Source organism: Sediminispirochaeta smaragdinae DSM 11293 (assembly GCF_000143985.1).
Taxonomy (GTDB): domain Bacteria; phylum Spirochaetota; class Spirochaetia; order DSM-16054; family Sediminispirochaetaceae; genus Sediminispirochaeta; species Sediminispirochaeta smaragdinae.
The window spans coordinates 770448-784148 of the sequence record NC_014364.1; the positions used below are offsets into that span (position 1 = coordinate 770448).

Here is a 13701-nt window from a genome sequence, read left to right on the forward strand (position 1 = left end):
ATGAGTGAAGTAGTAAGCATCGGGCAGATCATTACGGATATACTTGTCCGTCCCGTGGAAGCGGTCGATTTTCGGGTCGATACGCAGGAGGTTGAAACAATTCAGTTGAATACCGGGGGAGACAGCTTCAATGTCGCGGTTGCCCTTTCGAAATTGGATGTCGACGTGGCTTTCAACGGAAAAATCGGTACCGATATCTTCGGCGAACTGCTCATAGGCAGGATCAAATCCTGCGGCATCGATAGCTCGGGGCTGGTTGTTGCAGAAGGCGATTCAACCAGCTCTTCCGTGGCGTTGATCAGGAAGAACGGCGAACGCTGCTTTCTCTTCTATCCGGGGGCCAATAATCACCTTGGAATCGAGGATATTAAGTGGGATGCCATTGATAATGCGAAAATTGTCCATGTCGGGGGGCTCTATACCCTGCCGCTTTTGGATGGTGAGAATGTGGCGAAGATACTCCGGTATGCGAAAGGGAAGGGGAAGCTCACCACCGTGGACGTTTCCTGGGATAGAAGCAACAGATGGTTCAGCGGAATTCGGGAGAGTCTTCCCTATATCGACTATTTTTTGCCCAGCTATGGTGAGGCGAAAGAGATCGCCCAAAAGGATAGTCCCGAGGAAATTGCCCGGTTTTTGCAGTCAGCCGGTGCAAAACATGTCATAATAAAGCTAGGAAACGATGGCAGTTATGTGAAGCCTGCGGGCTCCGATGGTTATGTTGTTGCTCCTGTGGATTTTGGAGAGGTCGTCGATACCACCGGAGCCGGTGATTCCTATGTCGCCGGATTTATTCGCGGCTTACTGAATGGATGGGACCTTGCGGCGTGCGCCCTCTTTGCGACGGTGGTTGCCGGAGAGAACATCAGAAAGATAGGTGCAACGGCAGGAATCCCTGCCTATCATGATGCCCTTAAACGATACAAGGAAGAGTTGGGAAAACGAACGCCGTGAAAATAGCACTGGTAGATCACTCGCCGTTTATCAACTATGCTCTCACAAATCTGCTGACTGAGAGCTTCTCTTCCGTCGCCTTTATCGATTGTCATACCGGTGAAGGCGACGTTTTCGATGAGCTGCGGGAGTGTGATCTTATCATTATGGAGTTGATCTTTCGTTCCTGCAGCGGGCTTGAATTCATCAAATCCCTCAGGGACCATGAGATTGATATTCCGATTCTTGTATTCACCATGCAGAACGAGGAACACTTTGCCGAGCGTTCCCTCAAAGCTGGTGCCACCGGTTATCTTATGATGAGTTCCGCTATCGAAGAGATTGGCTATGCCCTGAAAACGGTCCTGAATCGGCGATGCTATGTAAGCAGAAATATTGCGGAAAAGATGGCCGACCGCCTCCATGGCACCGGCGGCAATATGCCTATCGAGAGGCTTTCCGATCGGGAATTGCAGGTGCTCTTGCTGCTGGCATCGGGAATCAGCAACAGTGACATAGCGCAAAATCTCTGCCTTAGCCCCAAAACCGTGAGTACCTACAAATCCCGAATCATGGAAAAGATGGATTTCCACAACGACAAGGAAATCCTGCTCTATTTTCTGAACCAGAAAGTCTGAAATCCTTCCCCTGCTTCTCCTCACGCTCTAAAAATAAGTGCCTTTATAAAAATGCTGAAGCCTCCTGCCATAAAGATCGCAATGATGACACGGCGTATCGCCTGTTCGCTGAGCTTCTTATCAATCACCGATCCTAAGGTGAATCCGGAAGCCATGCCGGGCAGTGCCGCAAGGACCAGCATCATTACGCTTTTTGTCAGAAGTCCGCTCACGATATACGTGACAATTCTGAAGATATTTTCAATCAGGAAGACAAAACAAATATTCCCGCGAAAGGCTTGACGGTTTTTGCTTGTCCGTTCGATGTAGGCTACAAAGAAGAGATTGATACCATAGAGACCAGCGGTGATACCAGAACAAAATGAAACGATTCCCAGGATCACTTTATTCGGGTGCATCGTTTTCGTCCGGTCTCTCGTTATCATCTCTATACCGATACCGATGACAAGTATGCCCAGGAAGGCCTTAAGAAGCCAGGAGCTTGCATACTTTAGCAGCATTGTACCGGGGATAATCCCGCAGAGAATGCACAGGATGATGAACAGGGAGGTACGGATCGAAAAGGCCTTACGATTTTGCCAGGACATATATGCATTGACCGGAGTAGCGAGACAGAGATTGAGCGGTGAGATAACCGAATTGTCCATTGTCATCGATAGAAGCGGGGTCGAAATAAGGGGATCCCCGAAACCGGCAAGGCCTTTGATAAAATAGCAGACAAATTCTATAAGGAAAACAAAAATATATAATTCAACTGTAGAGTTCATGTTCTTGAGCTTCGCTTCTCTGTCGGGGGCTTAAAACCAGGGGGGCGTGTTTGCCCAAATACAGGTACACATGGTATCCGATTCGTTTCGCTTCATGTGAGGCTCGCTAGAGTTGAAGGTTATGCTGTCCCCCTCTGTCAATCTGTAGCTTTCCCCCCTTATCTCCACGACCAGTTCACCCGAGAGAATCAAGCCGCATTCGCTACCGGGGTGCGCATAGGGCAGGGGACCGGTGCTTGTTCCCGGATCATATTCGTTATAGATCAACTCAATGGGACCGGCAAGATTCGGATTTAGCAGATAGAAACGTATACCCGGTCCCGGCGAAAGGAACTTTCGATTTTCTTTGTGGACCACCGGGGAGAGCCCCATCAAGTTTACCGATGTAAACATTTTAAGGTGGGAGGGTATATCAGCCTGTGTCGTATCCTGCGTTACCACATTCTCTTCGGACTGACTGTCGTTCTCTTCCACGCCATCAAAAAGAAAGCTGATGGGGATATTCATAGCATCGCAGATCTTCTTTAAGGTTGCGATCGACGGTGAGATTAAGGCCCGCTCAACTTGGCTAATGGTACTTGATGTAAGGCCTGTCAGCTCGGCAAGCTCGGATATTTTCATGTTATGTTTATTTCTCTGAGCTCGAATTCGTGATCCGAGGGTCAGATTCACTTTAGCAACATCGACATCATCACCCATAATAACCCCTTGCATGCAAATTTAGTTTCAATAAAGTACACGTGTAACTATGCCAAGAAATAGATTCAGTGTCCATAATGATATTCATCATTACTTTATTATATATCCTATAGGTTGATATTTTTATTGTAGATAAACGGCATTAGCACTTGAATCTCCTCTACATAGCTTATTTCATAAGAAATCGTATTGCAAATTATCTTGGATATTTATTTTTCTTATTCTGTAATGCCTTTCTCTGTAACAAGTTACACAGCAACCATGGACAGAATAGGAAGTGGAATTATGTATGTAAAAATTTGTTGACAGGTAAATTATTGTGACTTACAATAATTTCAGTATTAATAAATAAATTAAATGTATGGTTAATATATTACATTCTGTTTGAGGTTGCTGCGATGTGTGACTGGAGTTATTCACTGTCAAGTGCCGATTCTGCACCCGATTCCGCTCCGATTTTGTTACGAGGGGGAATCTGTTCGAATCTTGAGGTTGCTTCGATGCTGGGATATCAGGCGATCGAAATACATACACGGGAAGATGCACTTCTTGATTATACGAGGATCGCCGAAACCGCCTCCCGGTACAATGTTACCATTTCCGCGGTTGTCACGGGGCGCCTGAATACCCAGGGAGATGTAAGTCTTATTGACGACAGGCCCTATGTTACCCAAAGCGCTTTGGCCGGTATGCGCTCCTACATAGAGATGGCCGCTCATCTTAAAACCAATCTGATTATAGGCTGGCTCAAAGGGCGTATCCCCGATGGGGCCGACAGAACCTTGTATTTGGATCGTCTGGCCCGGAATCTCCGTCTTATCTGTAAAGAGGCGGAGGAGAAGGGGGTCAAGGTTTTTATCGAGGTCATTAATCGGTACGAGGTGAATATTTTCACTACGGCTAAAGAAACCGTGGAGTTTCTTGATGCCTGGGATATTCCCAACTGTTATGTCCACCTGGATACATTCCATATGAACATCGAGGAAGAGGACCCCATTGATGCAATTCACGTTTCAGGAGCCCGCCTCGGCTATTTCCACGTGGCGGACAACACCCGTTTCTATCCTGGAAGCGGCACCCTCGATTTTACTTCGTATTTGTCTGCACTAAAAGATATTAACTATGCCGGCTTTATATCTGTCGAGTGTCTGCCCGTTCCCGACGGAAAAACCGCGGCAAAGAAGGCATTGGCATATCTGAAGAACATAGAAAAGGAAATATGAGGAGGAGCATTCATGCGCGCATTTTATGTTGAGGCGGAGTTCGAACCTAAGCCGGGATACAAGCTTTCTGAAAGAGAGTTGAGTACAAGGCGTGCGGCAAGGGGAAATTCTGTTTGGAAGAATATACGAGGTTCGGTCACCGATCGCCCCGATCCCCATCCTAAAGACGATGAGGTTTTAATCAAGGTGGGGGCTGCCGGCATTTGTGGGACGGACGCACATCTGCTGCTTAAAGATGAAGAGGGGTACACCAAGTATGATGGGCATAGCAAGTACCCGATCATTACCGGGCATGAATTTTCCGGCGAAGTCGTTGAGCTGGGTTCGGCTGTTCACAGCCTGAAGCTTGGTGATTTGGTCAGTGTCGAATCCATGAATTGGTGCGGCGAATGTGATGCTTGCCGAATGGGTATGTTTAATCAATGCAAAAACCTTGAAGAGCCCGGCCTAACCTTTGATGGCGGTTTTGCAGAGTATGCAGTGGTCAGGGCCAAATACTGCTACCTCCTGAACGACATAGTGGAATTCTATGGAGATAACATGACGGCCTTTGAATTGGGGGCCATGATTGAGCCTACCGGGGTTGCTTACAACGGTTTATTTGTGAGAGGTGGTGGCATTCGTCCCGGAGGGCATGTGGTTGTTTTTGGTGCCGGACCGATAGGCCTTGCCGCAATTTCCCTCATGAAAACCAGTGGTGCTGCTAAGCTTATCTGTTTTGAAACCACGGAAGAGAGGCGGAAGCTGGCGCAAGAGTGTGGGGCCGACTATGTCTATGACCCTATCGCATTGGGAAAAGAGGGAGTGAATCCGTCGGAAGTGCTGATGGATCTTACTAAAGGTAGAGGCATTGCCTTATTTGCCGAATGTTCCGGGGCGACGAATGCCACCTATCCGGTAATGGCTGGGGCACTTGCCATTGGCGGGAAAACGGTTCAAATCGGTCATTCTCTTGGAAAAACAAGTATCGATTTATATCCCTACATGTTTAACGCCGGTGGCATCAGTGGTTCCAACGGGCAGTCCGGGCAGGGAATCTATAGCGATGTGATTGCTTTGATGGCAAGCGGCAGGATCGATATGCGTAAAATGGTAACCGGCAGGGTGCACCTTGAAGATATTCAGACTGGACTTGATCAGGCTGCTGACCGCATTTCCGGAAAAATATTAGTCAGCATGAATTATAAGAATTACGGAGGTAACAGGTAATGTCAAAATGGCAAATCCCGGCAAAGGGTGGACATATGGAAAAGAATACCGGTGTCTACTATCAGAACATGACGAACAAAGATGTGGAAGAACGTCTTGAAAAGAATGACGTAATCCTGATTCCGGTAGGTTCTACGGAAAATCATGGAGCAAATGCTCCTTATGGTGAAGATACCTACCTCGATACCAGGCTCTGCGAGCAGGTTGCTCTTGCTACCGGTTGTACCGTTGCACAGCCCATTTGGTATGGTTCTCATCCCTACCACCATCTGGGCATGCCCGGGACGATCATGATCCCCGAGGAAACACTGGCCGACTATCTTTGCTACGTGTTTGCAGGATTCTGGAATACCGGTTTCCGGAAAATGATTGTAGTGAATGGCCACGGTCAGGATTATGTTATTCCCCTTGCCATTCATAAATTCGGCAAGAAATTTCAGGTACCGGGTATTGTCCTTTACGTGCACTTTTGGAATGCCGCCAGAAATCCCGAAACGGGATTGACCGATCTTGCGACCAAGGATCAGGGCGGTGTGTATAATACTCCTTTTGTCCACGCCGACGAGGTTGAACAGTCTTTTGCCCTTGCCTTGTTTCCCGAGCTCTGCAAACAGGAGAATGCAGTTGTCACCAAGCCCTCTCCCATGCTGCCTCCGGGGCATATCAATAATTCTGCAGAAAACGGGGTCGGCCCGATTAAATGGTATAATGCTTTCGGCAGTGTCGGTATGGAGTGTATCTGTACTCCGGAAGGGGTCATTGGGGATCCGACCATGGCGGATGCTGAGAAGGCCCGTGCCGGGGTCGAGCACACGCTTAACTACCTTGAAAAACTGGTAAACGACATCATTACAAAATATCCGGCCGGAAAGTTGCCGCCTATCGATAAGGTCACGCAGCGCAATCGTGAAGATATCGAAGCCGTAATCAAGGGGCCGACAAAGGGAGGGCGGCATATCTATACGCTTACCTATTAAGGCCTATTAAGGGCTTAGTGAAAAATCTAAAGACAAATAAGAATCTTTTCAGGAGGGTTGTTAATGAAAGCCAACATAGCTTTTCTGCATGGGCCTGAGGATCTTAGGATCGAAGAGGTGGAACTGCCGCCTCTCAAACCAAACGAGATCCTCATCAAGCTTAAGGCCTGTGGTATCTGTGGATCCGATGTTGAGTGCTACGAGGGGAAATCTGCAGAGGGCCGCTACGATATAGCTCCCTACACCCCCGGTCATGAATGGGCGGGGCAGGCTGCCGAGGTAGGAAGCGCTGTCACCAGTGTAAAGGTCGGCAACAAGGTTGTCGGGGATTGTGTGCTTCCCTGCTTCAACTGTGCGAATTGTAAAGATGGCAAAATGCCTTCTGCCTGCCTGAATATGCGCGAGGTGGGATTTCGGCCCGATTCTCCCGGGGGAATGGGCGAGTACATGATCCTTGAAGAGTGCTATACCCACGTGATTCCAGACGATTGGGCATATGAGCTTGGTGCATGGGTCGAGACCTTCAATGTAGGCTACTGGGGCGTGTGGGGAAATGGATGTGATCCCGATGCTTCGGATGACTGCGTTATTATTGGTGCCGGACCTATCGGTCTGTGTGCTTCAATGGTGTGTAAGACTTCCGGCGCACAAGTCATTGTAGTCGATCCCCTTGCTTCTCGACGGGAGACGATTCTCAAGTACGGAGCGGATCACACGGTGGATCCGTCCAAGCCTGGATATCTTGACGAGATCCTCCGTTTGACCAATGGCCGTGGGCCGTCTGTGGTTATTGAAGCATCGGGCAACGATAACGGCATAGCGTCGCTCTTCGATATTGCGGGACACAGTGCACGGGTTGGATTAATAGGCCACTCCATCGGCCGCAAGGTTCCTGTCGAAATTGGTAAAACTATCTGGAAAACGCTGAAGATCGCAGGTTCCGGCGGGACGGACAAATGGTTTCCCCGAACCATTCGTTTCCTTTCACGCATTAAAGACAATTATGATTTTGCTGCTTTGAATACACATCATTTCAATTTTAAGGATATCCATAAAGCCTTTGATGTCGCATGTCATGATAAGGCAAACGCCCGCAAAGTTATGCTGACGTTCGACGAATAAAGTTTTTTGTGGTGGGGCACTTCCTCATCGATCTACCAAGCGGAAGTGCCCATAATATTCACGTATTAGGGAAAAAGCTAATGAAACTGGGTTATAATGAAGCCACTTGCATGAAGCGGTCGACGGTTGAAAACGACTTGGTGCTTTGTGAGAGGTATGGATATGAGTATATCGAACTTCGACTAGACATGCTTAAAAAATATCTAGAAAAAAATACTCTTGCCGACTTGCAATCTTTTTTTCGTTCCAGCCGTCTTAAACCGTATGCATTCAATTCGATAGAAAATATCAATTTTTGTTCTGCCGACCAATGGGATACATTGATTTCGCTTTTTACCTTTGGATGCGAAATTGCACAAGCAATAGGTAATCCTTATCTTATCGTTGTCCCTACAATGGGAGACGATATGCATAAAAAAAGTAAAGACGATGTATATAGCGACAGCGTTGAGGTCCTAAATAAGCTTGCGGATATTGCTAAGCCTTACAAGGTAAAGCTTGCTTTTGAGCCTATTGGTGATAAGCGATGGTGTGTACGTAGCCTTGAACAGGCCTTGGAAATTGTTCATGCAGTGGATCGCCCCGACGTCGGCGTTGCTTTGGATTCAATAAATCTTTTTCTCTATAACCGACTATCCAATATTGATTCAATTGATGACGTTCCGTTGGATAAACTTTTCGTTTATCACGTTAACGATTGTGAAGATCTTCCTTTGGGTGTGTTGGATCACTGCCATCGTCTGTACCCCGGTGACGGAATTATTCCATTAGCGAAAATCAGCGATAAACTGCATAAAAAAGGTTACGAAGAGATATGCTCGGTAGAGTTGTTCCGTCCAGAGTATTGGGAACTTGATCCGGAAAAAGTTATTCGAACAGCATCTCAAAAAGCACAACGATTTTTGTAGTAAAAGGGAATGGCTTATGCTGTTTCCCAAAAAACGGTTGGAGGGTTTTGTATATGCAAAAGAGAGGAAACGGGAAAAACTTATTAATGTTTTGTTCATTTGTATTAACAGTATTTTTGTTGTTTGGCTGTACGGAAAAAGAAAGCAATGCTGCTTCTTCCGGACCAAAGGATATTAAAAACATCAAAGTTGGTGTCTCTGTTGGGCATACACAGGAAGAGCGATGGCAACGTGAAATAGATATGTTTAGAGCGTATGCAAAAGAACATGGCTTCGAATTATTAGTTCAATCTGCCGAGAATAATGCACAAAAACAAGTTTCCCAATGCGAAAATCTTATAAATCAAGGGATTGATGTTCTTATCTTACAATCTCTGGATGCATCTGCCGTTGCTCCTATCATAACTTCTGCTCACGATGCTGGTATTAAAGTTATTTCATATGATAGGTTTGCATTAAATTGCGACTTAGATTATTACGTGACGTTTGACTCCTTTAAGGTTGGTGTTACACAGGCCAATTTTGTTATCAACAAAGTCGATAAAGGAAATTTTATTTGGCTCAAGGGTGCAGCGGAAGATAACAATGCACATCTTGTAGCGGCCGGTCAGAAAAGTGTGTTACAGCCCTATATCGACCGGGGGGATATTAACATCGTTCTCGAACAATGGTGTCGAGGCTGGGACCCGAACGAGGCCCTAAAGAATGTTGAGAATGGTCTTACGCTGACGAATAACGACATACAGGCTGTTATTGCTTCCAATGACGGAACAGCAGGAGGAGCCATACAGGCTTTGGCTGCTCAGGGTTTGAATGTTCCAATTTCAGGCCAGGATGCAGATCTTGCTGCTTGCCAGCGTATTGTTGAAGGAACGCAAACAGGAACTGTGTATAAACCTCTTGCAAAATTGAATCGTGCTGCCATGGAGCTTGCTGTTGCGATTGCGACAGGGAAGGATCCGCAATCCTCAATCGATAGTTCGCTTGGAGTATGGACAACTTTGGATAATAACTATAAGCAGGTCGACAGCTTTTCTGTAGATGTTATTGCAATTGATAAGGATAACCTTTACGACATTCTAATTGCGCGGGATAAATTTCACACTCTGGAAGAAGTTTATAAGAATCTACCAAAAAGTGAGTGGCCTGAAAAATAGCAAATACTTTTAGAATAAAGGATTATAGGTGTGCCTTCCTTGTTTTGAGGGAGGCACGTATGTTTTTCGACGATACAGAATGAAGGGGAAAGGGTCTGTGCAAGAGAAAAATATACTGGAAATGAGAAAGATCACCAAATTATTTCCAGGCGTAAAAGCTTTGGATAAGGTTGATTTCAAAGTGACAGAGGGAACCGTTCATGCACTGGTTGGAGAGAATGGTGCGGGGAAATCAACTTTAATTAAGATTATCAGCGGAGTGTACCCATATAATACCTATAGCGGAAAAATGCTTATACATGACAATGAAGCAAAGTTTTTTAGCATCAAGGAAGTAGAAAGGGCCGGTATTGCCTGTATTCATCAGGAATTAAATTTAGTTCCGGAAATGAGTGTTGCCGAGAATATTTTTCTCAATGAGAAGCCTACTCGGTATGGCTTTATTGACTTTGATGCAATGTATGCAGAAACCTTATCTTTGCTTAAACAGATTGGCATGAACACTACAGATACTATTCTTATACGTCCCGATGAAAAGGTTAAGAATCTTGGTATTGGTCAAAAGCAAATGGTGGAAATCGCAAAGGCTTTGGCGAAGGACGTTAGCCTTCTTATTCTGGATGAACCAACCTCTGCCCTTACAGAATCAGAAGTCGATGTATTACTCGGGATTATTGACGGGCTGCGATCAAAAGGTGTGACGTGTATTTATATATCTCATCGTTTAGATGAAGTAATGCGCATTGCCGATGAGATAACCATCTTGCGTGATGGAAAGACCATCGATTCAAGAAAGCGATCGAATATTGATAAAGAGACTATGATTAAATTAATGGTCGGTCGTGAACTGACGAATATGTTTCCGAGAGTTCCTCATAAAAGAGGCGATCTGGTTTTTGAAATTAAGAATTATTCTGTTGAGAATCCCGATGTCCCAGGGCGAAAATTGATCGATAATGTAAACTTGAAGGCTTATCGGGGAGAAATACTTGGTATAAGTGGCCTTATGGGTGCAGGACGTACTGAACTATTTACATCCGTGTTCGGTGCTTTTCGTGAAAAAGGTGAAGGTGAAGTCTGGATCGACAATAAAGACGTAATAATTAAAAGTCCATTAGATGCATTGAAGCATGGATTGGCAATCATTAGTGAAGATCGCAAAAAATTAGGGCTTAATCTCTTAATGGATATAAAAGAAAATGTTACCCTTGCTGCTTTGAAAAAAGTATCAAGAGCCGGTATTTTAGATGCAGATAAAGAAGTCGCTTATACAAAAGATTATGTGGACACCATCAGAATCGTTGCTCCCAATATTAGTGTAAAAGTTTCTACGCTTAGTGGTGGTAATCAGCAAAAAGTTGTCATCGCGAAAGCTTTATTTTGTGATCCAAAAGTAATTATCCTCGATGAACCTACCAGGGGAATCGATGTCGGAGCAAAATATGAAATCTATAAAATCATGAATGACCTGGTAGAGAAAGGCGTAGTAGTTATCATGATTTCTTCCGAAATGGAAGAAATACTTGGAATGAGCGACAGAATATTAACTATGGCCGGTGGAAAGATCACTGGGGAATTTGATGTTGCCGAAGCGACACAAGAAAAACTGCTGCAGGCGTCGGTTGCAGGGAGGTAAAAGATATGAACGATTCAGTGAAACACTATTTTTCTAAAAAAAAGATCGACATGCGTACTTTTACCATGGTCGCCATTTTGGTGATACTATGGGTTGTCTTTTCTTATCTAACCAGTAATGGTTTTAGAACACTTGGTACATCATTTCTCTCGAGTCGAAATCTGTCCAATTTGATGAGACAAATGACTATTGTGGCCATCATGGGAAGCAGCATGGTCCTGGTAATGGTTACCGGCGGAATTGATCTTTCTGCAGGTGCTGTAGTTGGCTTTATTGGTTGTACGGCGGCAGGTTTACAGGTTTTTTATAATGTGGGTACGCTGCCCACTATTATTATTTCTCTTTTGCTGGGCATGCTGGTATTTGTTCTACAGGGTTCTCTTATTGCCTATGCCGGGCTGGCGCCCTTTATTGTGACGCTCGGTGGTCAGTTGGTATTTAAAGGTTTGGTTTTGGCAATATCCAAAGGTGCAACTATTGCTCCTTTGGAGGATTCTTTACGCTATTTCGGACAAGCATACATAAGTAAGACCTTAACTACTGTTATCGGCATTGCTATAATTCTTTTTTTGTTAATGAATGAAATTCAACGGCGCTCTGGTCAGCGAAAACATGGAACCCTGTTTGAGCCTTTACAGGCTATGCTTATTCGCTGGGGAATAACAGCTGTTGGTATCTTGGTAGCCGTTTATATCATGAATAGTTATCGAGGAATGCCTGTCCCGGTCTTGATTATGTTTATCATTTCGTTTCTTTTGACTATTGTAGCGGAAAAAACAGTCTTTGGCCGCAGTATCTATGCGATTGGAGGGAATCTGGATGCCGCAAAATATTCTGGAATCAACGTAAGTAAAAATTTACTTATCGTATATACCATCCATGGGATGATGGTTGCAATAGCCGGTTTAATTCTCGCCGCTCGTCTTAATGCTGGAACAATAACTGTTACCAATATGAATCTTGAGCTTGATGCAATAGCCGCTGCTGTCATTGGAGGAACAAGCATGACCGGTGGCGTTGGTAAGGTGGCAGGCGCTATTTTCGGTGCCCTGGTGATGGCTTCTATTGATAATGGTATGAGCATGATGAATATGGATGCATTTTGGCAATACATCGTAAAAGGCAGTATTTTAGTAGCTGCTGTTTGGTTTGACATGCAGACAAGAAAAAAGGGAAATGCATAAAGGAGTGGCGTTATATGGCAAAAACAGTGCGAATAGGACTGATCGGCTTGGGTCGTATAGGAAGATTACACGGTAATAATCTCGTTGCATCGGTAAGGGGTGCTGAAGTGACAGCAGCTGCAGACATTGTGATGAATGACGAGATCCGCGATTGGGTGTCCTGCCTTGGAATAAAGAAAATTTATGATGACCCTGTAAAGCTTATACAGGACTCTGATGTTGATGCTGTTTTTATCTGTTCTTCGACAGCTTCTCATGCCGAACTGATTCTTGAAGCCTCAAAGGCAGGTAAGCATATTTTCTGCGAAAAGCCGATTCATACCGATGCTGGTGTAATAAAACATGCTTTGTCGTCGGTTAAGGCCTCTGGGGTAAAACTACAAGTAGGGTTTGTTCGCCGATTCGATCATAATCATAAAAAAGTTCATGATACCGTAGCATCTGGTGCGATGGGTCATCCTCATATTGTAAAGGTTACTTCCAGAGATCCCGAACCGCAACCAATAGAGTATGTAGCAACATCTGGTGGCATTTTCATGGATATGACGATTCATGATTTTGATATGGCTCGTTATTTATCGGGGAGCGAAGTCTCTGAGGTTGCAGCTTACGGTACTATTATGATCGATCCAGGTCTTAAAAAGTATGATGATGTAGATACGGCTATCATAATGCTTAAGTTTGAAAATGGGGCAATAGGTGTTATAGAAAATAGTAGAGCGGCTAGATATGGTTATGATCAACGCGTCGAAGTTCATTGTGACAAAGGCTGTGTTCAGGATTTTAATGATCGGATAAATACATCCATGATAAGTACTGCCGATGGAGTGTTCTGCGAGAAGCCTACGTGGTTTTTTCTCGAGCGTTATAATGATGCTTTTATTGCAGAGGCTCAAAGCTTTGTTGATGCAATTATTAACGACAGGGATCCGGAAGTCTCCGGCCTCGATGGTTTAATGCCTGTGTATATTGCCATTGCAGCAAAAAAATCCCTTCAGGAAAATCGTCCTGTTAAAATAAGCGAAGTAGTGGTATAAACTAATCGTATATAAGAATTGCTGGCTGAATCCGGTATTGGTTTAGCCAGCATATTTAATTTGCTATATTTGCTATAACAGATAAAATTTGCAGCCTCTAAAAAGCCATACATGATATCAAAAGCCTTTCGTCTGATTCCCGTGGGAGCTTTTCATGTTCCTGTCACACACACTATTGCCGGTGGTGTAACCCTGATATAAGATAATATCA

At 44.8% G+C, this 13701-nt stretch carries 13 protein-coding genes; 11 read left to right on the plus strand and 2 right to left on the minus strand.

Features of this window, described 5'->3' with window-relative positions; all coding sequences use genetic code 11:
- Positions 1–954, plus strand: coding sequence for a carbohydrate kinase family protein (locus SPIRS_RS03750; RefSeq protein WP_013253340.1), 954 nt, complete (start codon positions 1–3; stop codon positions 952–954).
- On the plus strand, positions 951–1571 hold the full coding sequence (locus tag SPIRS_RS03755; RefSeq protein ID WP_013253341.1) for a LuxR C-terminal-related transcriptional regulator: 621 nt from the start codon (positions 951–953) through the stop codon (positions 1569–1571). Before SPIRS_RS03750 ends, SPIRS_RS03755 begins: the two co-directional genes overlap by 4 nt.
- 20 nt (positions 1572–1591) lie before the next feature.
- On the opposite strand, the gene SPIRS_RS03760 is transcribed toward SPIRS_RS03755, so the two are convergent.
- Both SPIRS_RS03760 and SPIRS_RS03765 read right to left on the minus strand, forming a co-directional pair.
- Positions 1592–2338 (minus strand): sulfite exporter TauE/SafE family protein, encoded by a 747-nt coding sequence (locus SPIRS_RS03760; protein WP_013253342.1) that lies wholly within the window; start codon positions 2336–2338, stop codon positions 1592–1594.
- Between the two features lie 30 nt (positions 2339–2368).
- Positions 2369–3037, minus strand: coding sequence for a cupin domain-containing protein (locus SPIRS_RS03765; protein WP_013253343.1), 669 nt, complete (start codon positions 3035–3037; stop codon positions 2369–2371).
- 398 nt (positions 3038–3435) lie between these two features.
- Between SPIRS_RS03765 and SPIRS_RS03770 the strand changes: the two genes are divergently transcribed.
- The 9 genes from SPIRS_RS03770 to iolG all read left to right on the plus strand — a co-directional run bounded on the left by SPIRS_RS03770 (position 3436) and on the right by iolG (position 13490).
- Positions 3436–4260 (plus strand): sugar phosphate isomerase/epimerase family protein, encoded by an 825-nt coding sequence (locus tag SPIRS_RS03770; RefSeq protein ID WP_013253344.1) that lies wholly within the window; start codon positions 3436–3438, stop codon positions 4258–4260.
- A 12-nt stretch (positions 4261–4272) separates the two neighbouring features.
- On the plus strand, positions 4273–5469 hold the full coding sequence (gene iolM / locus SPIRS_RS03775; protein ID WP_013253345.1) for a scyllo-inosose 3-dehydrogenase: 1197 nt from the start codon (positions 4273–4275) through the stop codon (positions 5467–5469).
- Entirely contained in the window at positions 5469–6446 is a 978-nt protein-coding gene (gene iolN, locus SPIRS_RS03780) for a 3-dehydro-scyllo-inosose hydrolase (RefSeq protein WP_013253346.1), read from the plus strand. Before iolM ends, iolN begins: the two co-directional genes overlap by 1 nt.
- A 63-nt stretch (positions 6447–6509) precedes the next feature.
- A complete protein-coding gene (locus tag SPIRS_RS03785) occupies positions 6510–7568 on the plus strand; it encodes a zinc-dependent alcohol dehydrogenase (RefSeq protein ID WP_013253347.1) in 1059 nt (352 codons plus the stop codon).
- An 80-nt stretch (positions 7569–7648) separates the two neighbouring features.
- Positions 7649–8476 carry a sugar phosphate isomerase/epimerase family protein gene (locus SPIRS_RS03790; RefSeq protein WP_013253348.1) on the plus strand — a complete coding sequence of 276 codons (828 nt, stop codon included), beginning with the start codon at positions 7649–7651 and terminating at the stop codon, positions 8474–8476.
- A 53-nt stretch (positions 8477–8529) separates the two neighbouring features.
- Positions 8530–9633: a sugar ABC transporter substrate-binding protein gene (locus SPIRS_RS03795; protein WP_013253349.1), complete on the plus strand. Its 1104-nt coding sequence runs from the start codon at positions 8530–8532 to the stop codon at positions 9631–9633.
- A 97-nt stretch (positions 9634–9730) separates the two neighbouring features.
- The gene (locus SPIRS_RS03800) at positions 9731–11269 is read left to right on the plus strand and encodes a sugar ABC transporter ATP-binding protein (RefSeq protein WP_245537694.1); all 1539 of its coding nucleotides are present in this window, start codon (positions 9731–9733) and stop codon (positions 11267–11269) included.
- A gap of 5 nt (positions 11270–11274) precedes the next feature.
- Complete coding sequence (locus tag SPIRS_RS03805; RefSeq protein ID WP_013253351.1) at positions 11275–12453, plus strand: sugar ABC transporter permease; 1179 nt, start codon at positions 11275–11277, stop codon at positions 12451–12453.
- A gap of 14 nt (positions 12454–12467) precedes the next feature.
- Complete coding sequence (gene iolG, locus SPIRS_RS03810) at positions 12468–13490, plus strand: inositol 2-dehydrogenase (RefSeq protein ID WP_013253352.1); 1023 nt, start codon at positions 12468–12470, stop codon at positions 13488–13490.
- Positions 13491–13701 lie beyond the last annotated feature (211 nt).